The sequence below is a fragment of the Gracilibacillus sp. JCM 18966 genome (genome assembly GCF_055392695.1).
This window is the reverse complement of the sequence record NZ_AP043883.1, coordinates 2,787,076-2,809,325: the sequence shown is the minus strand read 5'-3', so window position 1 is coordinate 2,809,325 and position 22,250 is coordinate 2,787,076. Positions and strand designations below refer to the sequence as shown.

21 protein-coding genes and 1 other annotated feature are annotated in these 22,250 nt (G+C 38.0%); of the genes, 6 read left to right on the top strand and 15 right to left on the bottom strand.

The window, feature by feature from the left end:
• Positions 1-24: 24 nt before the first annotated feature.
• From trxA to zapA, 6 genes are all read right to left on the bottom strand, one after another.
• A complete protein-coding gene (gene trxA / locus ACZ5N5_RS13405) occupies positions 25-339 on the bottom strand; it encodes a thioredoxin (RefSeq protein WP_054789315.1) in 315 nt (104 codons plus the stop codon).
• A gap of 178 nt (positions 340-517) precedes the next feature.
• Complete coding sequence (locus tag ACZ5N5_RS13400) at positions 518-925, bottom strand: DUF350 domain-containing protein (RefSeq protein ID WP_054789316.1); 408 nt, start codon at positions 923-925, stop codon at positions 518-520.
• 35 nt (positions 926-960) lie between these two features.
• Positions 961-3,312 (bottom strand): endonuclease MutS2, encoded by a 2,352-nt coding sequence (locus tag ACZ5N5_RS13395; protein WP_109983941.1) that lies wholly within the window; start codon positions 3,310-3,312, stop codon positions 961-963.
• A gap of 17 nt (positions 3,313-3,329) precedes the next feature.
• Positions 3,330-5,045, bottom strand: coding sequence for a DNA polymerase/3'-5' exonuclease PolX (gene polX, locus ACZ5N5_RS13390; protein ID WP_109983940.1), 1,716 nt, complete (start codon positions 5,043-5,045; stop codon positions 3,330-3,332).
• A 70-nt stretch (positions 5,046-5,115) separates the two neighbouring features.
• Positions 5,116-5,661 carry a CvpA family protein gene (locus tag ACZ5N5_RS13385; RefSeq protein WP_054789352.1) on the bottom strand — a complete coding sequence of 182 codons (546 nt, stop codon included), beginning with the start codon at positions 5,659-5,661 and terminating at the stop codon, positions 5,116-5,118.
• 7 nt (positions 5,662-5,668) lie between these two features.
• Positions 5,669-5,929 carry a cell division protein ZapA gene (gene zapA / locus ACZ5N5_RS13380; RefSeq protein ID WP_054859046.1) on the bottom strand — a complete coding sequence of 87 codons (261 nt, stop codon included), beginning with the start codon at positions 5,927-5,929 and terminating at the stop codon, positions 5,669-5,671.
• A gap of 174 nt (positions 5,930-6,103) precedes the next feature.
• On the opposite strand from zapA, the gene rnhC reads away from it, so the two are divergent.
• Positions 6,104-7,039: a ribonuclease HIII gene (gene rnhC / locus ACZ5N5_RS13375; protein ID WP_109983939.1), complete on the top strand. Its 936-nt coding sequence runs from the start codon at positions 6,104-6,106 to the stop codon at positions 7,037-7,039.
• Between the two features lie 332 nt (positions 7,040-7,371).
• Here rnhC and pheT read toward each other — a convergent pair whose 3' ends face one another.
• The 3 genes from pheT to ACZ5N5_RS13360 all read right to left on the bottom strand — a co-directional run bounded on the left by pheT (position 7,372) and on the right by ACZ5N5_RS13360 (position 11,941).
• Positions 7,372-9,801: a phenylalanine--tRNA ligase subunit beta gene (gene pheT, locus ACZ5N5_RS13370; protein ID WP_464372645.1), complete on the bottom strand. Its 2,430-nt coding sequence runs from the start codon at positions 9,799-9,801 to the stop codon at positions 7,372-7,374.
• 15 nt (positions 9,802-9,816) lie between these two features.
• Positions 9,817-10,851 carry a phenylalanine--tRNA ligase subunit alpha gene (gene pheS, locus ACZ5N5_RS13365; RefSeq protein ID WP_109983937.1) on the bottom strand — a complete coding sequence of 345 codons (1,035 nt, stop codon included), beginning with the start codon at positions 10,849-10,851 and terminating at the stop codon, positions 9,817-9,819.
• Between the two features lie 52 nt (positions 10,852-10,903).
• Positions 10,904-11,140, bottom strand: a binding site (T-box leader).
• Between the two features lie 63 nt (positions 11,141-11,203).
• A complete protein-coding gene (locus ACZ5N5_RS13360) occupies positions 11,204-11,941 on the bottom strand; it encodes a TrmH family RNA methyltransferase (RefSeq protein WP_109983936.1) in 738 nt (245 codons plus the stop codon).
• A gap of 114 nt (positions 11,942-12,055) precedes the next feature.
• On the opposite strand from ACZ5N5_RS13360, the gene sspI reads away from it, so the two are divergent.
• Positions 12,056-12,262 carry a small acid-soluble spore protein SspI gene (gene sspI, locus ACZ5N5_RS13355; protein ID WP_054859045.1) on the top strand — a complete coding sequence of 69 codons (207 nt, stop codon included), beginning with the start codon at positions 12,056-12,058 and terminating at the stop codon, positions 12,260-12,262.
• 192 nt (positions 12,263-12,454) lie between these two features.
• Positions 12,455-13,072 (top strand): lytic transglycosylase domain-containing protein, encoded by a 618-nt coding sequence (locus ACZ5N5_RS13350; protein ID WP_054789344.1) that lies wholly within the window; start codon positions 12,455-12,457, stop codon positions 13,070-13,072.
• 81 nt (positions 13,073-13,153) lie between these two features.
• Here ACZ5N5_RS13350 and ACZ5N5_RS13345 read toward each other — a convergent pair whose 3' ends face one another.
• Entirely contained in the window at positions 13,154-13,813 is a 660-nt protein-coding gene (locus ACZ5N5_RS13345; protein WP_464372644.1) for a hypothetical protein, read from the bottom strand.
• Between the two features lie 301 nt (positions 13,814-14,114).
• On the opposite strand from ACZ5N5_RS13345, the gene ACZ5N5_RS13340 reads away from it, so the two are divergent.
• Positions 14,115-15,350, top strand: coding sequence for an IS110 family RNA-guided transposase (locus ACZ5N5_RS13340; protein WP_054789366.1), 1,236 nt, complete (start codon positions 14,115-14,117; stop codon positions 15,348-15,350).
• Between the two features lie 130 nt (positions 15,351-15,480).
• On the opposite strand, the gene ACZ5N5_RS13335 is transcribed toward ACZ5N5_RS13340, so the two are convergent.
• Entirely contained in the window at positions 15,481-18,201 is a 2,721-nt protein-coding gene (locus ACZ5N5_RS13335) for a family 43 glycosylhydrolase (RefSeq protein ID WP_464372643.1), read from the bottom strand.
• A 312-nt stretch (positions 18,202-18,513) separates the two neighbouring features.
• Between ACZ5N5_RS13335 and ACZ5N5_RS13330 the strand changes: the two genes are divergently transcribed.
• A complete protein-coding gene (locus ACZ5N5_RS13330; protein ID WP_464372642.1) occupies positions 18,514-18,933 on the top strand; it encodes a YybH family protein in 420 nt (139 codons plus the stop codon).
• A gap of 172 nt (positions 18,934-19,105) precedes the next feature.
• Here ACZ5N5_RS13330 and ACZ5N5_RS13325 read toward each other — a convergent pair whose 3' ends face one another.
• Both ACZ5N5_RS13325 and ACZ5N5_RS13320 read right to left on the bottom strand, forming a co-directional pair.
• A complete protein-coding gene (locus ACZ5N5_RS13325; RefSeq protein WP_109983933.1) occupies positions 19,106-20,191 on the bottom strand; it encodes a M42 family metallopeptidase in 1,086 nt (361 codons plus the stop codon).
• 78 nt (positions 20,192-20,269) lie between these two features.
• Positions 20,270-20,755, bottom strand: coding sequence for a dUTP diphosphatase (locus ACZ5N5_RS13320; RefSeq protein WP_054861437.1), 486 nt, complete (start codon positions 20,753-20,755; stop codon positions 20,270-20,272).
• 134 nt (positions 20,756-20,889) lie between these two features.
• Here ACZ5N5_RS13320 and ACZ5N5_RS13315 point away from each other — a divergent pair, with 134 nt between their 5' ends.
• On the top strand, positions 20,890-21,276 hold the full coding sequence (locus ACZ5N5_RS13315; RefSeq protein WP_109983931.1) for a sigma-w pathway protein ysdB: 387 nt from the start codon (positions 20,890-20,892) through the stop codon (positions 21,274-21,276).
• Here the strand turns inward: ACZ5N5_RS13315 and ACZ5N5_RS13310 are convergent.
• Both ACZ5N5_RS13310 and ACZ5N5_RS13305 read right to left on the bottom strand, forming a co-directional pair.
• Complete coding sequence (locus ACZ5N5_RS13310) at positions 21,267-21,842, bottom strand: TVP38/TMEM64 family protein (RefSeq protein WP_109983930.1); 576 nt, start codon at positions 21,840-21,842, stop codon at positions 21,267-21,269. The two genes, ACZ5N5_RS13315 and ACZ5N5_RS13310, sit on opposite strands and share 10 nt — an antisense overlap.
• Positions 21,843-21,905: 63 nt before the next feature.
• On the bottom strand, positions 21,906-22,181 hold the full coding sequence (locus tag ACZ5N5_RS13305; protein WP_054788267.1) for a DUF1294 domain-containing protein: 276 nt from the start codon (positions 22,179-22,181) through the stop codon (positions 21,906-21,908).
• Positions 22,182-22,250 lie beyond the last annotated feature (69 nt).

Sequence of the window (22,250 nt, the reverse complement as noted above, 5' to 3'; positions counted from 1 at the left end):
GGTATCATACGTTCAGATTTAAAATTATCCGTGTTTGTTAATTAGCTCAACAAGTGCTTCTTTCGGTTGATATCCAACAACTTGATCTACTACTTCTCCATCCTTGAAAAGCAATAAAGTTGGAATACTCATAACCCCAAATTTGCCAGCTGTTTCTTGGTTTTCATCCACATCTAATTTTACGATTTTCACGGAATCGCTCATTTCGCTATCTATTTCCTCAAGCACAGGTGCAATCATTTTACAAGGTCCACACCAAGTTGCCCAAAAATCAGCTAATACTAAGCCTTCACTCGTTTCAGTATTAAACGTAGTATCGGTCGCTTTTACAATTGCCATGCTGTTTCCTCCTTTGCATTTGAAAATTTCTCCTATAGTATAACACCATTGAGGAATAACTTACTAATACTTTGCTTATTCTTCAAATTTGCAGGACATAGTATACCCCGACAATTAAAAAAATTGCTGCAATCACCATCAACACATATGCTAATGTTTTCAATATGGCCACTCCTTTTTATCCAATACTTGAACCGATGACAAAGGAGAGACCGACAGAAATAACCATCGAGATAAAGCCGACAGCACGGTTGTCGTTGGCGATTTCATGATCGATTTTATAGGTAGGTGTTAAAAATTCAAAAATGAAATAACCAAATAATAATAAGACAAACCCAAAGAATCCCCATGTCATACTTTCAATGAGTGTATCATTGTGCTCAATAGAATAACGGAATATGTTGGCAATACCGAAAATTTTCCCACCTGTTGCCATTGCTACACTCAAATTTCCATTTTTAATTTCGTCCCAATTTTTATAGGATGTAACCAGTTCAAAAATGACTAGAAATACGATCAGACATAGTATGGCAACACTATATCTTGCTGCCGTTTCCACAAATATATTTCCCCAAAAACCCGTCAATGGCACCTTCCTCCTAACTTTTATGAATTTCACATCTACTTAAGCTCTAAAACAGTAACTCCCAGTCCTCCTTCATTCATTTCTCCGTCTCGTGCACTCCTTATTCGTGAGTGTTTTCGAGCAAAATCACGAACACCTTTTCGCAAAGCTCCTGTTCCTTTTCCATGAATAATCGACACCTTATTATAGCCTGCAAGTAAAGAATCGTCTATATACTTTTCCAACTGTTGGAGGGCATCCTCATATCGCTCCCCACGCAAATCCAATTCTGGTTTGACATGATAGTGTGCCCCTCTAACTGTTGCTAAAGGTTTTTCAACCTTTGGTTCCTCTCTCCTAATAAAAAGTAGATCCTTTCGTTTTGCTTTTAATTTCATGATACCAACTTGCACTTGAAATTCATTCTTACCAGATTGTTCGATGATCGTTCCTTTTTGATCAAGAGTCAATAGTTTCACTTCATCTCCTGGCTTTAATTCCTTTGCCTTGTTTTCGTCAAAATTATTACTCGTTTGTTTTGTTTCTTTTTTTGATAAGTCGGGTTGCGCTTCATCTAACAGCTTTTTCGCTTCAATCCATTCATGTTCCTTCCACTCTGACTCTGTTCGCATATTCCGCAAATCGGCCACAATCAATTCCGCTTCCTCACGTGCTTTCTCCAAGGCTTTCTCTGCTTTTTCTTCTGCCTTCTTGTAGAGGCTTTGGCGTTGTTGTTCAAACTTCTGCCATTGTTGCTCCAAATCTCGTTTTAACTGTTCCGCTTCTATTAATAGATCCTCTGCTTCTTTATAATCTGTTTCTGCTTTTCGTCTAGTCGTTTCTAATGAAGCAATCATATTCTCGACACTTCTAGAATCCGTACCGACCTGACTTTTTGCATTTTCAATAATAAGTGGATCTAATCCAAGTCGTTTAGATATTTCAAATGCATTACTACGACCAGGCACACCAATCAATAAACGGTAGGTAGGCTTTAATGTCTGAATATCAAATTCAACCGATGCATTCGTTACCCCTTTGCGATTATATCCATATGCCTTTAATTCAGGATAATGGGTCGTTGCTATTACTCTTGCTCCTACCTGAATGACATGATCTAATATCGACATAGCAAGTGCAGCCCCTTCTTGAGGATCTGTACCTGCACCAAGCTCATCGAACAATAACAAGGATTGTTCATCAAAGCCTTGTAGTATATCAACAATATTGGTCATGTGAGAAGAGAAAGTACTTAAGCTTTGTTCAATAGATTGCTCATCTCCAATATCGGCAAAAACATTGGAAAAAACAGCGAGTTCACAGCCATCCAGTGCTGGAATCTGCAAACCAGATTGTGCCATAAGGGTGCATAGCCCTACCATTTTTAGCGTAACGGTCTTTCCCCCAGTGTTAGGTCCTGTAATGACAATGGCTGTATAATCCGTACCTAGTTCAATGTCATTGGCAACAACTTCCTCACTTGGAATAAGTGGATGTCGTGCTTGCTTCATCTTAATTCGACCAAGATCGTTCATTTTTGGTCTACTTGCTTTCATTTGATGACTAAGCTTCGCTCTCGCAAAAATAAAGTCTAATATAGCTAATACTTCAGCATTTTGTAGTAAAAAGCTCTCATCTGCTGCAATTCGAATAGATAACTCCTTTAAAAGACGTTCAATTTCTCGCTTTTCTTCGACTTTTGTTGATGATAAATCGTTGTTTAATTCCACAACAGATTGAGGCTCCATAAACAAGGTGGCACCTGAAGATGATTGATCATGTACGATTCCACCAATCGCAGAACGATATTCTGCTTTAACTGGTAATACGTAACGGTCATTACGGATAGTAATGATCGAATCAGATAGCATTTTGGATTTCGTTCGTGTGACATTTTCCAATCTGTCTCTAATTTTATTTTCATTTGTACGGATCTTGGAACGTAGACTACGTAATTTATCAGAAGCTCCATCCATCATATGCCCATGATCATCAATACAGCTTTTGATTTCTCGTTCCAATTCATTTAGTGGAACGATTTGATCAGTAAATCGATGGATAATAGGTATTTCTAAATCTTCTATTTGTTCTAGAAACTGTTTTAATTGTTTCCCACCGTAAATTGTGCTAGCAATATCTAAACATTCATGTGTTGTTAGCACACCTCCAATAACCGCTCTTTTGACACTTGGCTTTATATCAAATATTCCTCCTAAAGGAACGTTTCCATTTAATCGGATGACATGAAATGCTTCATCCGTTTCATCCTGCCATTTAACCACTTCTTCTAAATCGGTGGACGGAGCAAGGGAACGGGCTTTTTCTTTACCAAGCGAGGACGCAGCTTGATCAATGAGCTGTTGCTTGATTTTGCTAAATTCCAACACATGAAAGATGCGTTCATTCATGATCAAAACTCCTCTTACTATTTATTTGAGATATAATTTACAATTTCTTCCTTTGACCAACAATTAATAACTGTTTCTTTTGTCAGTCTTCCTCTTCTAGCAGTTCCGCAACCGATAATCATATGATCGAGCATTCCAAAGCTATGGGCATCTGTATTAATCGCGATCTTCACACCTTTTTCTTGGGCTAGCTGGACCCATTTCGCAGCAAGATCTAATCGATTGGGATTGGCGTTCAACTCGAGAATCGTATTCGTCTTTTGAGCTTGATCGATGAGCCATTCCACGTCTAGCTCGTATCCATCTCTTCTTCCGATCAGTCTTCCAGTTGGATGTGCAATCATATCCACATGAGGATTCTCTAACGCCTGTAATAGCCTTGCATGGATTTGATCTTGTGACTGTTGAAAGCTTGAATGGATCGATGCAATCACGAAATCAAGCTCGGCAAGTACGTTATCATCAAAATCGAGCTTTCCATTTGGTAGAATATCCATTTCTGTACCAGCAAATATATGGATATTTGGATATTTTTCCCTTGCATTTTCTATTTCTTTACGCTGTAATCTTAATCTTGTTTCATCAAGACCGTTTGCCACACGCAGGAATTTAGAATGATCCGTGATCGCGATATAATCATAGCCTTTATCTATTGCTCTTTCAACCATTTCATCAATGGATTGAGCACCATCACTCCAAGTAGTGTGCATGTGTAAATCGCCACGAATATCGGTAGCTTTCATAATGGATATTGGTGCTTTTGCAAGCTCTAGTTCATCCGAACCTTCACGCATCTCTGGTGGTACATAATGAAGCCCGAAGCTCCGGAAAAAATCTTTCTCAGAATCAAAGGTTTCCACTTCACCCGTCTCAATATTCTCAACACCATATTCGCTAATTTTTTTCCCTTGTGATTTTGCTAGCTGGCGCATAAGAACATTATGATCCTTAGACCCTGTAAAATGATGTAGTGTTGTCGGGAATTCCTTATCACTAATTAATCGAAAATCAATGCTTATTTCATAGAGGTTTTCTACGACAATCGATACCTTCGTATCACCTGCAGCTATCGTATCAATTCGTTCATCGAATGCAAGCAGTTTTTCTTTTACTACTTCAGGGTTATCCGTTGAAATGATATAATCCAGATCTTTAACCGTTTCGCGCTGACGACGCATACTTCCAGCAATTGAAAAACGGTCGATCTCCTCTATCGTACTCAAATAGGCTTGGAGCTTTTCGACAATAGGTTGTACAACAGCTACTGGTAGCCTTTCGGGTCGTTCATTCCCTTTATCTAAGGCCTCTAATATTTTTTCTTCCGTTTTTTTGCCAAACCCCTTGAGATTTTGAATTTTTCCTTGTTCACACGCTTCCCTTAAAGATTCCGCATCTGTAATATTCAATTCTTGGTAAAGCTTTGCTAATTTTTTCCCTCCTAACCCTTGGAGATGTAGTAGGGGGACTAGTCCGGATGGCACTTCCTTTTCTAATTGTGCTAGTGTTTCGGAGGCTTCCTTTTCGATAAATTCCCCAATTACGGCAGCCGTTCCTTTTCCAACACCTTGTAGCTTTGTAAAATCCCCAATTGCTGAAATCGTTCTTTCGTCCTTTTCGATAGCTTGTGCTGCCTTACGGTAAGCAGAAATCTTGAACGGATTTTCTCCTTTTAATTCAAGAAATGTTGCAATCGTTTCTAAATGTTTAATGACATCTTTTTTATTAACGGACACTTTAATTCTCCTTTCAGGTAGAAGTGCAAAACCCTTGCTAGATTGTAGAAGCAAGGGCATTACACTTAGTCTATGAAGTTGGATCATTCGAGAACCAAATATCCTTAAGCTTTTCAGATAATACTGGAGTATCTTCAATCATATATGTTGCAAGGGATGATTGATCAATCCAAGCTTGGATTTCGGTTACAGGTGCTAGTGCAATAATATAAAGCACAACAAAAATAACTAAATAGACCTCAATAAAACCTAGAATGGCTCCTAACCATGAATTGAAGATCGATAAGATCGGTAAATCTGCAACAAAATCAAGCATTGTCGCAATAATTTGCAGGACAATTTTCGTCGCGAAAAATAATAAACCAAATGCAATAGCATTATAAAATGCTGCTTCAAGTGGTAATGTATCCAAGAACACTGCCCATGTTCCATCATCAGAAAGCTCTGGGTATGGTATCCATAGTTCCAGTATACCTGCTAAGTCCTTGTAATACATCACTGCGACGATAAAGGCAAGTATGAAGCTTGTTAAGTGTAGCAATTGTAAAATGAAGCCTCTTTTTAGCCCCACTAAAAATCCTAATAAAAGTAAAATAAGAATAACAAAAGTTACCATGACAAATTTATTCCTCTTTCTCCTCGAGAAGATTTTGTAAAACTTCATAATCTTCTTTTAATTTAATGTAATCATTCATTGTATTGACAGCAGTTAAAACTGCTAAGCTTGTCGTATCTAAAGATTTATTCACATCGTGGATTTCTTGCATTTTTTCATCGACTAAGCCTGCGACGCGACGCACATGCTCAGAATTCTCTTTTCCAACAATTTTATATGATCTTCCATATATCTTAACGGTAGTTCGAGATTTATCCGGCTGGGTCACCCATAATACCCCCTCATTGACAATACGTTTCAAGTCATTTCACCTGATTATACTACTTTACCACAGATAACCTTAAAAATAATATTAACATGAAGCAAGCAATTAGAAAACTATTCCGCTAAATTGAATCTTTGTTATAATGATCCTTAGTATAATAGAAGGGACGATATAGTTTTGGCTAATGTTGTCATACAAGTAACAAAAGATAAGCTGGAAGAAATAACTGCTTACTATCAAAATTCGATCATTAAAAAACCTGCCAATACACTGTTTTTAGCCAAAGTGAATGGTACGACCATTAATGCCTATCGATCAGGAAAAGTTATGTTTCAAGGGCAAAATGCGGCAAGAGAAGCAAATAAATGGTCGGAAAGTGGTGCGGTAACTTCTGGATCTGCTAATAAAAGCTCGGTGAATGATCATGGCTACAAGCCACCCACCTCTTTATTTAAAAATGCTCATATCGGTTCAGATGAAGCTGGAACAGGGGATTATTTTGGCCCGATAACAGTCAGTGCCGTTTATGTACCAGACGAAAAAATAACGATACTTAAGCAAATGGGTATAACCGATTCCAAAACTTTAACAGATGATAAAATCGCTATATTGGCAAAGGAGTTAGTAAAGGAAAAAATTCCTTATACATTGCTCACACTAGATAATACAAAATATAATAAACTCCAAAAAAAAGGTTGGAATCAGGGAAAAATGAAAGCAATGCTTCATCACCATGCGATAGAAAAGCTATTAGTTAAAATTGGTGCTGCCCCTTTACACGGGATCTTAATTGATCAATTTTGCCAGCCACTTTCCTATCGAAAGCATATAAGTAGTGAGGGGGCGAAGCTTCAAGAAAATGTTTTTTTCATGACAAAAGCCGAAAGTTACTCAACTTCTGTCGCTGCTGCATCTATTATCGCACGTGCTAAATTTGTTAAGGAAATGGATTTGTTGTCTGAACGATTAGGTGTGACGATACCAAAGGGTGCTTCTTCCAAGGTTGATGAAACGGCTGCCTATCTGATTAAAAAACACGGGCTAGACGTACTATATGATAATGCAAAAATCCATTTCGCAAATACGGACAAGGCGATGAATTATGTAAGGTAATTTTTTTGCGAGTTCTCTAATTTTTTTGCGAGTTCTCTAATTTTTTTGCGAGTTCTCTAATTTTTTTGCGAGTTCTCTAATTTTTTTGCGAGTTCTCTAATTTTTTTGCGAGTTCTCTAATTTTTTTGCGAGTTCTCTAATTTTTTTGCGAGTTCTCTAATTTTTTTGCGAGTTCTCTAATTTTTTTGCGAGTTCTCTAATTTTTTTGCGAGTTCTCTAATTTTTTTGCGAGTTCTCTAATTTTTTTGCGAGTTCTCTAATTTTTTTGCGAGTTCTCTAATTTTTTTGCGAAATAGGGCTGCTATCCTGATCGGATGCAGCCCTATTTCTTGTTATTGACCTCTTAATTCCGCTCCGAATTTTTTGGTTACTTCATCCAAAATCGCTTGATATGATGCTTCGACCTCATCGTCTGTCAGTGTTCTTTCGGGATCTTGATAGAACAAGCTAAAGGCGATGGATTTCTTTCCTGCTTCTAAATGCTCTCCTTGATAAACATCAAACACTTGAATGTCCTTAACGAGTGCACCTCCGGCATGAGCGATGGCTTCTTGTATGTCACCTGCTGCAATTTTTTCGTCGACAACTAATGCAATATCTCTTGTCACACTTGGGAAGCGTGGAATTACAGCAAAGCTTGGCTCATTTTCATGAATTTCCAATACATAATCAAAATCAATATCAAAGACATACGTTTCTTTTAAATCATAGGCTTTTTGCATCAGTGGGTGTAACTGACCAACAAAGCCAATCGCACGATCTCCCATGAATATTTGAGCTGTACGTCCTGGGTGCATGCCTTCTATTTTTGCTTGTTTATAAGTGACTGCAACATTCAATAAATCAAACAATCCTTCAAGAATCCCTTTTGTTACAAAGAAATCAACCGGCTTTTTCTCTTGCTGCCAAGGATGTGTTACCCACTCACCAGTTAAAATACCTGCTAAGCGTAATTTCTCCTCAGGTTGTTCGGTTATTTTCTTCTCTTTGGAAACAAACACACTTCCTAATTCATAATAGGCGATATTAGCTTGCTTTCGTGCAAGATTATAAGAGGCTGATGCCAGCATTTCAGGTAAAATACTTACACGTAATGTACTATGGTCCTCACTCATAGGCATTGCTAAGGAAACGGTTGAGACTAATCCATCCTTCACCTCTGGACTTACTAACTCCTCAGCCCGTGATGTCGTTGTTAAGGAATAGGTAACTGTTTCAGATAATCCTACACCTTCTAGAAATTGCTTTACCTGACGTTTCAAGGCTTGATTTTTGGTTAACCCTCCAGCTTGAGATCCTCCTTGAGGCAAGGTGAATGGGAGATTGTCATAACCATAAATACGTGCAACCTCTTCTACCATGTCTTCAAAAATAGTGATATCCTGGCGTCTTGTTGGAGCATAAACGGTAAAGGTTTCCCCATCCTGATCATAGTTAAAATGTAACTTTCGTAAAATATCGGCAATTTCCTCATTCGTTATATTAGTACCTAGTCGTTTATTAATTTTTGAAGTCCAAATCGTTACCGTCTTCTCGTCATAATCAAGCTGATCAAATTCTACTACTCCGTCTAGTACAGAACCATTCGCATACTCTGCAAATAATTGACAAGCACGCTCTCCTGCCTTACGGACTCGATTAGGGTCTACCCCTTTTTCAAAACGATTACTTGATTCACTACGAAGATCGAAATCCTTGGAAGCTCTTCTTACCGATTGACCATCAAAATAAGCAGCCTCCAATAAAACAGTAGTGGTGGAATCAGATACCTCTGAATTTGCCCCACCCATCACACCAGCAAGTGCCACTGGCTCCTTACCATTTGTAATAACGAGATGATCCTCTGTAAGCGTTCGGTCCTGATCATCTAATGTCACCATTCTCTCATCATTACTTGCTTTTCGAACGACGACCTCGTTTGAACCAAATTTATCAAAATCAAAAGCATGGAGTGGTTGACCATATTCTAACAATACATAGTTCGTAATATCGACAACATTGTTAATCGGACGGATACCAGCAGCCATTAAATAATTTCTCATCCATAAAGGAGATGGCCCTACTACTATATTCTTAATGATAAACGCGCCATAATACGGGTTCACATCGGGGGCTTCTACATTTACACGAATATGTTCTTCCGCTTTTTCTTCCACTGTACGTACGGAGGATTGTGGTAAGCGGATCGGTACATCCAAAATCGCTGCTACTTCATAAGCGACACCAAGCATGCTTAATGCATCAGAACGATTTGGTGTTAAGCCTAGTTCCATAATAATATCATCTAAATTCAGTAATTTTGTTACATCTGATCCGATTTCCACATCCTCTGGGAAAACAAATATTCCACTAGTAAATTCTTTTGGTATGAATTTCTCTTCCACTCCTAGCTCTTGCAATGAACAAATCATACCAAAGGATTCGACACCACGCAATTTCGCTTTCTTAATTTTCACATTCCCTGGTAAGACAGCACCAGGTTTCGCAGCTGCTACCTTCTGCCCTTGGGCAATATTTGGTGCGCCACAAATAATTTGTAGGGTTTCATCTCCTACATTTACAAGGCAAAGGTTTAATTTATCCGCATTTGGATGTCTTTCACAGCTTTCCACATAGCCAACTACAACATTCGTTGCAGTGCTTCCGAACCGCTCTATTCCCTCTACTTCTATTCCAGATTTTGTAATGCGTTCCGCTAGCTCTTCTGGAGATAGTTGATCAATATCTACATAATTTTTTAACCAATTTAATGATACTAACATGTCGTAACCTCCTCTTTATGCTTGGTGATATTGCTTTAAGAACCTAACATCATTAGTATAGAAATGACGAATATCATCCACACCATACTTCAACATTGCAATTCTTTCAGGTCCCATTCCGAAAGCAAATCCACTATATTCATTTGGATCATAGCCGGCCATTTCTAATACACGTGGGTGTACCATTCCAGCACCAAGAATCTCAATCCAGCCCGTTTTCTTACATACACTGCAGCCTTCCCCATTACAAACCTTACAAGAGATGTCCATCTCGACAGAAGGTTCCGTAAATGGGAAAAAGCTTGGTCGGAGACGGATTTCGCGGTCTTCTCCAAACATATGCTTGGCAAAACGATCAAGTACCCCTTTTAGGTCACTCATTCGAACATTTTTATCAACATAAAGTCCTTCAATTTGCGTAAATTGATGAGAGTGTGTAGCATCATCGGTGTCACGACGATATACTTTACCAGGACAAATCATTTTAACAGGACGAGCACCTTGAATAGCATTCATTGTCCGTGCTTGTACTGGTGAAGTATGGGTACGCATTAACAAGTCTTCTGTTATATAAAAAGAATCCTGCATATCTCGAGCAGGGTGTCCTTTTGGTAAATTCAATGCTTCGAAATTGTAGTAGTCTGTCTCTACCTCAGGACCTTCTCGAACCTCAAATCCTAAACCAATGAATAAATCCTCAATTTCTTCGACAATGCTTGTTAACAAGTGGGGCCCACCTACAGCAACTGGACGCCCAGGTAGGGTTACATCAATTTGCTCTTCCGCTAATTGCTTCTCTAATTCAGCTCTTTCCATTGCATCTTTCTTTTCTTCCATCGCATTAGCAATATTTGCTCTAACCGTATTGGCTAATTCCCCGATTATTGGGCGTTCTTCTGGTGATAATTTTCCCATCCCTCGCAAAACCTCAGTAATCGGGCCTTTTTTTCCTAAGTATGCTACTCGAACGTCCTGTAATTCTTTTATCGTTGATGCTTCCTCTACTTTGGAAAGAGCTTCTTGTTCAAGTGCTTGTAGTTGTTCTTTCATCTGTTAAACCTCCTTTTATTTTATAAGAAAAACAAAAAAGCCTCATCCCCAAAAAAGGGACGAGACTATACGTATCGCGGTACCACCCTTGTTGATATAGCAATCACTATATCCACTCGTGTTTTTGATAACGGAAAATTTCCGGTACACCTTTACTCTCACACAGAGGTCCAAGTGTCAGCTCCAGAGTGAAATTCAATAGATGGTCGTTAGAAGCACTTCCAGTCTATGGTGCTTCTTCCCTTGTAAACGATGTGTACCTATTTACTTGCTCCTTCAATGCTTTTATAGGTTTTACTTCATATAGTATAATGAAATGAACGAAATGATGCAAGTCCTAAAATAAATGGTGTTAACCTACTACATAGTACATCAGAATAGCTGCTGCCACACTGACGTTTAACGATTCTGCCTTACCATGGATCGGTATTACTACATTTTCACTAGCTTTGTCCATTATTTCTTTGGAGACCCCAGCTCCTTCATTTCCAACTACAATTGCTATTCTATCTGGTTTTTCAACTTGTTGATATGGCTTGGCTTGTGCAAGTCCTGTCGACCAAATAGGAATACCGTTTGCCTGAAGCTTCTCCATTTCTTTTATTAGATCTGCTTGCATGATATTTAAATGAAAGATAGAGCCTTGAGTGGCACGAATTACTTTGTCATTATATAAATCAACGGTACCTTTTCCTAAAATGACGGTATCAAAACCTGCTGCATCCGCTGTTCGAATCATCGTTCCAACATTGCCGGGATCCTGTACTTCGTCAATTAGTAAAGCTTTATTGCTCAAGGAATCCTGGACGTTTCTTTTTTTAACAACAGCTGCAATTCCTTGAGGTGTTTTCGTCTCTGTAATAGCAGCCATTACATTATCTGACACAGTATATAACGGGTATTGTAACAAGCTTTTTTCTATTTCTATATGTTCTTCATGAATCAAAGCAACAATTTCCCACTCACTTTTGTGTGCTTCTTCGATTAGATGGAAGCCTTCTATCATAAATTTCTCTTGTCGATCTCGTTCCTTCTTCTGTTTAAGCTTACGCCATTCTTTGACCATTTCATTTTTCACTGATGTAATCATTGTTCCCATCCTTGCACCATTTTATTTGAATACTGTCCTGTACCTATCATACATATTTTCTCTAATGATGGTCAAACTATAATGAAAAATGATGAGTTGGAAGGAGTGTAAAGAATGGATCTAAATTTGCGAAAAGCAATAAAATCAAATGTTTCTGGTAATTCTGCCGATCAATTGGAAGCAACGATTGTAGATGCGATTCAAAGTGGTGAAGAAAAAATGCTTCCAGGCTTAGGTGTATTATTTGAATTATACTGGCAAAATGCAAGTGAAGCAGATAAAGATGAGGTATTAAATGCATTAGAGCAAGCGGTAAAGTAATTTGTGTAGTAAAGATGGAGCTCTCTATTAAAAATATGGTGCCCAATTCCAATAGGTATGCCTTATTTTTTAAATAGCTCCATCTTTTCATTTGTAGTCTTTTAGTCATATATTCACTAAAATAATATTGCACGAATACGAATAAAAAGGTATATTAGAGATAGATAATTTTTCCTAAAGGGAGTTTATGACGTGAATATTCCACACATCCAATACGCCATGCAAATGCAGGCATTATCTAATCTAACCAATACCAATAATTCTACAACAAATACGGCCGCTAACTTTGATTCGATTTTTCAAGAATTACTTCAATCAATGATTCAGCAATCAAGCTTGGCCTCTAATCATTCCTATCAGCCGATAGACTATACGACAAGACCATTATTAAATATAAAGCAGGCTAACGAGGCTACAACTTCATTGTCTGAATCATCGGATTATGCATCGATTATTAAAGAGGCTGCTGCAAGCTATCATGTTGATGAAAAATTAATTGATGCTGTTATCCGAAATGAATCCAATTATAATGCAAATGCAATCAGTCACGCTGGAGCCCAAGGACTAATGCAACTTATGCCGGCAACTGCTTCTGGATTAGGTGTTCAAAATCCTTTCGATCCGAAGGAAAATATTTTTGGTGGGACGAAATATCTTAGCCAAATGCTTGAGCGTTACAATGGAAATAAGCTTCTTGCCTTAGCGGCATATAATGCCGGCCCTGGTAATGTTGATAAGTATGATGGGATTCCGCCTTTTCAAGAAACCCAAAGCTATGTACAAAAAGTAATGGGTACATACCTTAGCTGATGATAATATTATTGAAAATCTACATGAAATGACGAACCTCTGGATTGTCAGTGGTTCGTCATTTATCTTCTTATCCCCTATCTAAAATTTGTCTTTCCTTATTTGTTTTACTGTTATTAACAGAAAGCCACTAAACAGTAGTAAAGCCCCAGCAAAAAGCCAGCTAAATTGATTGGTTGCCGTATCTGGAAGCCTATTTTCTGTTGAGCTGCTTTCTTTTGTTTCTGTCTTATCATTAGAACTTGTTGCTGATTCGTCATGATCCATGCTTGGATGTTGTTCTTCTGTCAACTCCAATATACCATAAATACTTAAGTGATTTACCAATATGGTAACTATGCCATTCTTTTCATCATAAGATTTAGGTATAATTACTTCCATCTGCTCTCCATTTTCATCGATATAAATTCCTCTGACACTTTCCCAAATCTTTACTTTTTCTCTTTCGATGGAGAAGGAAATCTCAATTGGCCCTTTTAACTCAATAGCTGTACCATCTTCTTCTAGAGTAAAGTCTACTAGGTCAGATATTACTCGCTTATTTTTCAATTGAATTGCTTTTGACACATCTCCAAATGTAAATAAACTACCCTTTTCATTCATGACATTTTCTACAGGTAAAAACACGGTGATTGAATCATAGGTTATCGCTATTTTTTTATCTATATCTCCTCGTATATTATATTTAAGCCCATCTGTTGGACTCACTATTTTCCTCATTTGACCTGCAATAAATTTCAAAAAACACTTGGACGTCTTGTGATGTTCCTAGATAATGGTCTTAAGGATCATTTGGGACAATTCTGTCATCTCCTGTGGCTAACCACATTTAAAGACTGTTTCCCAGTGTACGTGCAGACCTTCCTACTCGCAGGCTGTGCACTCTGTCCCTCGAACTTGGATGGTAGTAGCTCCAAGGCGGCTTTCGATACAGAGATAGTACTGATACACGAGGTTGTTGATCGGCGTTCACACTAGGGATATCCCGAGGCGTCCAAGATAGGTTCCAATGATTCTAATTTAGAAAGGAGGGGAATTCCCCATGCGATTATTTGTCGGATTAGATGTTAGTTCTTTTGATATCAAGGTTTGTTTGTTAGATAGTGAAGGTGTAAAGTTATCTTCCTTCACCGTGTCGAATGATTTACCTGGTGCTACTGCTTTACGTGAAGCTATTTTTCGTACCATGGATGGACAATCTGTGGAAGTATTAAAGATTGGCTTAGAATCCACTTCCGTGTACAGTTTTCATCCAGCGATGTTTTTTCATCAGGATGAAGAGCTCCGTAAGCTTGGTGCACAAGTATTTGTGATGAATCCAAAACAGATTGCCAACTTCAAAAAGAGTTATCCAGACATGGACAAGACCGACGAGATTGATGCATTTGTGATTGCCGATTATTTACGATTTGGTCGTTTATCGATGTCGGTGGTCAAAGAGAGTCAATACGTTGCCCTACAACAGTTGACACGCTCTCGCTACCAACTCGTACATCAGATGACCAAAGAAAAGCAACATTTTCTTCAACACTTGAGTTATAAGTGTAATACGTTTCAAGAAAACGTCGAATCTTCCGTGTTTGGACAAGCTATGATGGACTTATTCTTTGAAAAATATAGCCTGGAAGAACTCGCTCAGATGTCGATCGAAGACCTAGCTGATTACCTCCAAACCAAAGGTAAAAATGGTTTTCACGACCCTGAAAAAGTGGCCAAGTCCATTCAAAAAGCAGTACGTTCTTCCTATCGTTTGGATAAGGTAGTGGAAGACTCGATTGATCTCATCTTGGGCACTATTATTGAGCTGATTCGCACCATGAAGGCACAAATCAAGCAAATCGATAAAGCGATCACTAAAATCATGGCTGGCTTACCCAATACCCTGCAATCCACACCCGGAATTGGACCTGTATTCGCTGCTGGTATCATCGCAGAAATCGGTCAGATTGAACGATTTGAAGCAGAGGCCAAAATAGCCAAATATGCAGGACTATACTGGCGAAAACACCAATCAGGCAGGTTTACGGCAGATGATACTTCCTTATCTCGTAACGGGAATCAGTATTTGCGTTATTACCTTGTTGAAGCCGCCAACTCGGTGAGAAGGCATGTACCTGAATACCAAGCTTATTACGAGAAGAAATACCGTGAAGTACCGAAACACCAACATAAAAGAGCACTCGTCTTAACCGCTAGAAAATTAGTGCGTTTGGTGGATGCGCTACTACGCAACCATCAAATCTACACGCCACAAGGGAGCGTGAAACATGAAGCTTAGAAAGTAGCTTCTACAACCCTTGTGTAATTACCATTAATTTACATTTGATTAATGGTCTAGTTTCCTATTGCCTTTTTTAACAAAATTGCACCTTGATATCTAAATCTTTTTTATTTTGTATCTTGACATATTACCGCAGGTCTTTATCGAACACACCCGCTTTAAATAAATAGCTCTTACCTTCTTGATGGACAATATAGTTTCCATTTTCATCCATAAATAATTGGTCTTTAGATGAAATCGTTATATAATCATCCGTACTCTGGTCGTTTCTTACCTTTAATCCATCAATGGCGCTTTGTAATAGGGAGAGCATCTGGGTGAGCTGTGCTTCTGATTTCATTTCAGTTAGGCTTGCTTCTGCTTGCTCGATCGTCGTTGTTAATTTTTTAAGAGAGGTTTCTGTATAACGCTCTCCATCAAGTAAATCTTTTGCTTCCTTAATCTTTTCTTCGAGTTCTGTCGTATTAATCGGCAATTGTTGAGTACGGTAATAATGTTCTATATCTTCGGCAGATAATGCTTTATTGTTGTATATTAAGACTTCATCCATTAATCCCTCATACGGGAGATCCCAATAGTTTATTCCTAGTGCAAAGACTGCATCTGTTGTTGTAAAAATGTGAGGAAAATTGGTTAAACTCATGATATGCTCTCCATTAATGAAAAGGTTTAAGTTCCCTTTGGTAACAGTAAAAGCTATATGACTCCACTCATCGAGAGGAATGAGCTGTTCTGTTAGTCCTTCATACCATTCCTTGCTACCAGACCAGAGCATCGTCTGTTCATGAGCAGCCGTTCCACCTGGTAACAAGCTAATCCATTGTTCAGGACTAGCAGCACCGAAAAAAGATGTGGTATGTGCTGAATAGGCTACAGGCTTTAGCCAAATTGAAACAGTGTAGGTGTTGCTATCAATGATCCCATTTGGTAATTTAATACCTGATTTTCCATCAAACTTTGCAGCATTACCTATTTTCCCATCAACAAAGGTGATATTACCACCTGTATTATTAATACGATCCCCTGTTACCGTGCCAGCATCTGAACGGTTCGTACGATCATGGAGATTACCTTCAAAGGAATAATGTGCCGCTAAACCTTTAAAAGTTTCAGGTATTATCGTGATGTTAAACTGTTTTGTGGTTGATGCACTTCCTTTTTCAATGGTTGCGGTTAATTCTACTGAAACAGGCTTTTTCTTATAGGCTGGTCGATTTATTTTACCATCATGGGAGAGTACATTCGTATTAGAGGATTTCCAAGTAATGATAGTATCTTGTTCTGCTTCTGTTGGTAAATGTAAATCTTCCATCACTTGACTGGGGTCACCTATTTCTAATTTTTCTGCTATCATCTCTGTTATTTCACTATCCGTATATTGGGTCATTTCATATCGGCTTCCCCATACCGATAATCCATTATTAGCCAACGCTGTAAAGGTAACTGTTTCGGATTGCGAGACTGGATCCCATTGCTTCATTACTATCCCGTTAAATGTTTCTCCATTGATGGATAGTGTCAAATTTGATTCCTCTTTGAATTCCCAAGTTCCCGAAACATCTCCAGTGATCGCTCCATCTTCTGTTAGCTTTATATGGGTAGACTTTGTTATGTCTGCATTAATCGCTTGCTGGAAAGCAATATATTTATAGTCTCCAGCAATTTCATCTTTAGTAACATTCACATTTTCATCAGTTACATATCGGAATGGTGCCACAACTGGCCAGCCTTTTTCATTCATCAAGATTTGATGAACTCGTATCTCATGTGCCTCTCCTCTATTTGGGAAGCGTGTATGAAAAATCAAAAACTGCTGTCCAGTCTTTTCATCATAATAAACAGAGTTATGTCCTGGTGAGACATAACCAGTTGCTTCTCCAGTCTCCCCGAATAGCTTTTCGAACTCGTAATTACCAATAAGCTTCGTCCCGGTCGGTGCAATGGACTCATCATCAAAAAATGTCCCATCTTCCCCTTTTGCTTGAATCATATTGTTCCCTTGGATATCTGTATATGGGCCATCCGGATTCTCTGACCTTGCCACACGAACGTTATATCCACCATCTGATGCTAAGCCTCCATAGGAAAGATAGAGATAATAATAGTCGGTTGTTTTATTATAGACAATATATGGCGCTTCAATTCTACTATGATTCCCACCAAGGAGTTTTTTGCCATAGCCTTGATTTGGTATTGGAAAACCTGTGTCTGGATCAAGTTCTAAAATGAAGATTCCGCCTGAATAAGATCCATATACCATCCAAAGTTTACCTTCCTCATCATAAAACACGTCTGGATCTACCACATTTGGATGAATGGTAGCATCATAGATTTCTGGAAAATGTGCATCATCGTAAGGGGTACCATCGATCGTTGCCGATTCCCCTGCTGTCATTCCTGAACGCAAAATGAGTCCTAAATCCTGATAAGGCCCTTCCGGATGATTAGCCACTGCTATTCCCATTGCTGAACGTGGGGAACTTCCCTCACATGCATTGTAATACATATAATACTTACCATCTGATTTTAATTGAATCATATCCGGTGCCCATAGCGTATCGGTTTTCGCCCAAGTAAGGGCCTCCTCCAATTCTTTTGTTACATCTTCCAATAAAGAATTACCAGGATGGACGCCGTCACCTTCTATTTGTTCCCAATTCATTAAATTATTGGTTTTAGCTGCTGCTAGATGTGATCCAAAAACATAGTATGTATGATTCGTATAAAGGACGGATGGATCATGGACAGAAGCATCTGTAAAAGTAGGCTCCTCAACTGCCAGCATGCTAGGGGCAATAAATATAAGAATACAAGAAAAAATCAGGCTGAACATCAATACTTTTTTCAATATGCTATACCTCCAAATTATTTATTCTTATACGTATATTTATAAAGCGTTTACAATACTAGGCGCCAAACTACTTATTTACATTAATGTTTTTATTAATTATATTATAAGATATTAGACTTAGTATATTATTAAATTATCTTATATATAAATTAACCTCATAAAATATACGTATAAGTTATTTACACTTTACTACATCTTATCAAACATTACAATAACGCTTTCATACTTTCAGCAATTTAAAAGAAACTTGGCCTTTGCTTCTGTGGTAAAATTTACAGAAATAGAGCCAAAATGGAGGTGTGAGTATATATGAAATCTAACTGGAATAATCCTCAGGAAGTATTGGAAAATTATAAAGCTACTATTTCGGAAATAGATGTGGAAGGCTTCCTTTCCTCCTATTCTTCTGACATTCTTATTTATGACTGCTGGAATAACTGGAAAATCGAAGGTATTTCCCAATGGAGAAAAGTAGTGACGGAATGGTTCGAAGGATTAATCAAAAGTGACCTTAGTCTTGATGTGGAGTGGAAGGATTTAATCATGGAGGAAAGTGACCATATCGCATTTACTCATGGAATCGTTACATACATAGAAGATACTGGAGAAAGTATGACATTAAGGTTGACATTAGGTTTTAGGAAGGAGAAGGATTCCTCTTGGTACATCGTTCATGAACATACTTCGCTGCCGATTCATTATGAAGCACGGGAAAGTATTTTTTCTTGATAGTCCGTCAAGAAAAATAACAGACAGAGACAAATGAGTAGTAAAGAAGAAAAAATCCGAACAGTAATATTTCTGAACTGGAACCGCTCCGTCAAAATACTTCGCTTAGTCAGAAAATTGTTCGGATTTTCCTTTCCTTATTTAGTTTTGCCCTATCCTCGTTGCATTTCTATTAGCTAAAAGTAATTTTTTCAACGGTATCACTGTCTAATCGTTTGATAACTTCAACTATTAATTGAACAGCATTATCAAAATCATCCTGGTGTAAAATGGCTGCATGTGTATGAATATATCTTGTTGCAATCGTAATAGATAAGGCAGGCACTCCGTTAGCAGTTAAATGAATCGAACCAGAATCTGTTCCTCCACCTGCCATGGAAGAATACTGATACGGAATATGCTGCGCATCTGCTGTTTCCACAACAAAGTCACGTAACCCTTTATGAGATACCATGGACGCATCATATAAAATAATTTGTGGTCCTTCTCCAATTTTACTGTCCGCTTCCTTAGCAGAAATACCAGGCGTATCACCTGCGATACCAACATCAACCGCAAACCCAATATCTGGCTTAATGGTATGTGCTGCTGTTTTTGCCCCACGCAAGCCAACCTCCTCTTGCGCAGTTGCTACACCATAAACGATGTTCGGGTGCAATTCATCTTTCAATCGTTTTAGTACTTCTATTGCAATGGCACATCCGATTCGGTTATCCCAAGCCTTTGCAAGTAATAGCTTTTCATTTTTCAATGGGGTAAATTCAAAGTAGGGAACAATCGAATCACCTGGGAGCACACCGAATTTCTCAGCCTCTTCCTTGCTAGATGCACCTATATCGATGAACATGTCTTTAATTTCTACAGGCTTCTTGCGTGCTTCTGGAGATAAAATATGCGGTGGTTTTGAGCCAATAATACCAGTAACATCCCCTTTTCTAGTAAGAATGGTTACACGCTGAGCTAGCATAACCTGACTCCACCAGCCTCCAACGGTCTGAAAATAGACAAACCCTTTATCGTCAATTCTTGTTACCATGAAACCGACTTCATCTAAATGACCTGCCACCATAATCTTCGGACCGTTTTCCATTCCTTTTTTTTCAGCAATGAGGCTACCTAAATGATCCGTATATACCTTGTCTGCATATGGGGTAATCCATTTTTCCATTACCTGGCGTGCTTCTCTTTCATCACCAGGTATAGCCCTAGCATCTGTTAATTCCTTCAACATGTTAAGCATCTGTTCCTGATTTGCCATATGTATTTCCTCCTAATTTTTTGTTTGAAGATACTTTTGTCTATTTTTTGCCATTCTATGAAAGTCATACATCCGAGTTCAATAACCTTGATTTTGTCTTTCAAAATTAACTTTATTTTTTTCGATATAGGCTGATTTAATGTCTCCTTGTGTAAAGCCTAAATTCTTTCCTAACTGTAAATAGACATAGAATAACTGGTTAAACGCTTGCTTGGATCTTTCTTTGTTCAGCTGATGAATTGCTTCAAATACACGGAGAAATAATTCTGTCGTCTCTTCACTTGGTTCCTCAATCTCACCATGATAATCTTCTATTCCTATTACTAATCCCAAAGATAAAATAAAATGGATACCGTCGACATATTCTTCTGCAATGACATCTTTTGGACTTGGTGCTTTTACGCTCCAATATTTAAAGCATCTTGTTTCATTAGCAAGTTCACCAATCTCTACCAAAAGGGCCAAAACTTTTTTCTCCACAATTTGTTCATTTTTTAATTGATGCTGTTTTAGTATATAATGGTCTAGATCACGTTGCATTTTAAATAATGTTTCCCAGTTCATTGTACACCTCCTAATACCTGTCGTCATTATATCATGTTTTTTTCATATTTTTGAAACCTTATCACTTGTTCATTCGTATCTATAAAGAAAATGGGGTACGGAAATTTTTATAGCATGTAAGGAGTGGGACTTTCATGATTGTCATTTTATTTCGATTATTAGTGTTAATTGCCTTAGTTATCTTGATATATACTGCATTTAAATATATCGTTAATCCAAAAAGAAAGCTAGAGGTTGCCCAAGAGAAGAAAGAATTTTACTTTTTAGATAACAATGAGAATATTAAGAAAAATTTTTTTATTACCTATAATGGTTACTTATTCGAAGGAGAGAAATATTTAGGAACAACAGAGGATTCTTTTGAGGTTATTCATATTATGATGCATGCCAGAAATCCAGAGAAACTACAAGGCTTTGAGCGAAAAGATCTATATTTTCTTGAAGAGGAAATTCTAATACGCTATCCGCACGCCGAAATTGACTGGAAGCATCCTATTGATCGCCTACATCTTCAAAGATGAGACGTAGGCGAGAAGAAGGTTTGCCATTTAATGATGGTTTGTTTTCTTCTAAAGAAATAGACAAGTATGAGAATAAATAGGGTGACAGGAACTGCATACCATATTGGCATTTGTTGTAGCGTATCCCCTAAGGCTGTATAAACAATGGCAAGTGGAAGGACTGACAAAAGAGTTGTTCGTAAATATTCAATGAAGCTCTTTGTATTTTGATAAATACAGAAGGAAAGCAAATGAAAGTGCATAAATGGTAATAACCTTAACAAACAAATTTGAACAATGGTGAGTTCTCGTTGCTTCAGCCATCTTTTTTCAATTTGTTCACACTTCTTGGATAGGACTGGTAGCCATGATAAAAGACAATAGAAAATAATACTGGAAAATAGTAAGCCAATCACAGAATAAATCGTCCCAGCAATGATTCCGAACACCAATCCCCCCGTGATACACAATAACAGGACAGGTAAAAAAAGAATAGGTCTTAATATATGAACAAAAATGAACGCCATTGGAGCGACAAGTACATAACTATCCCATAATTTCATCTGCAATAACCATTCTAGTTGCATGCTTCATCAACTCCTCTATCTTAACTAATATGACAATAGACGAGCTGTTATGACAGCTTTTTTCTAAGGGATTGGAACACGAGTAAAAGATAGATAGACTATTAAAAGCACCTGTAAAATACCTAGCAAAGGAAGGAATAGCTTAAACGCAAGATGCTTCGTTTTATGTCGAAATACGTTCATCCCCACCGTTGCACCAATCCCTCCACCAATAAAAGCAATAAACCAAATTCTACGCTCGGGAACACGCCACTTATTTTTCTTCGCCCTATTTTTGTCTATTTGCATTGTCCAAAATCCAATAAGATTCATGACAATATAATAAGCCACCAAAATCATTTGAGGTCTCCATTTCCTATATTATTTTATATGTAAGAAAAGGATTGTCCCATCACCTGATGAAACAAT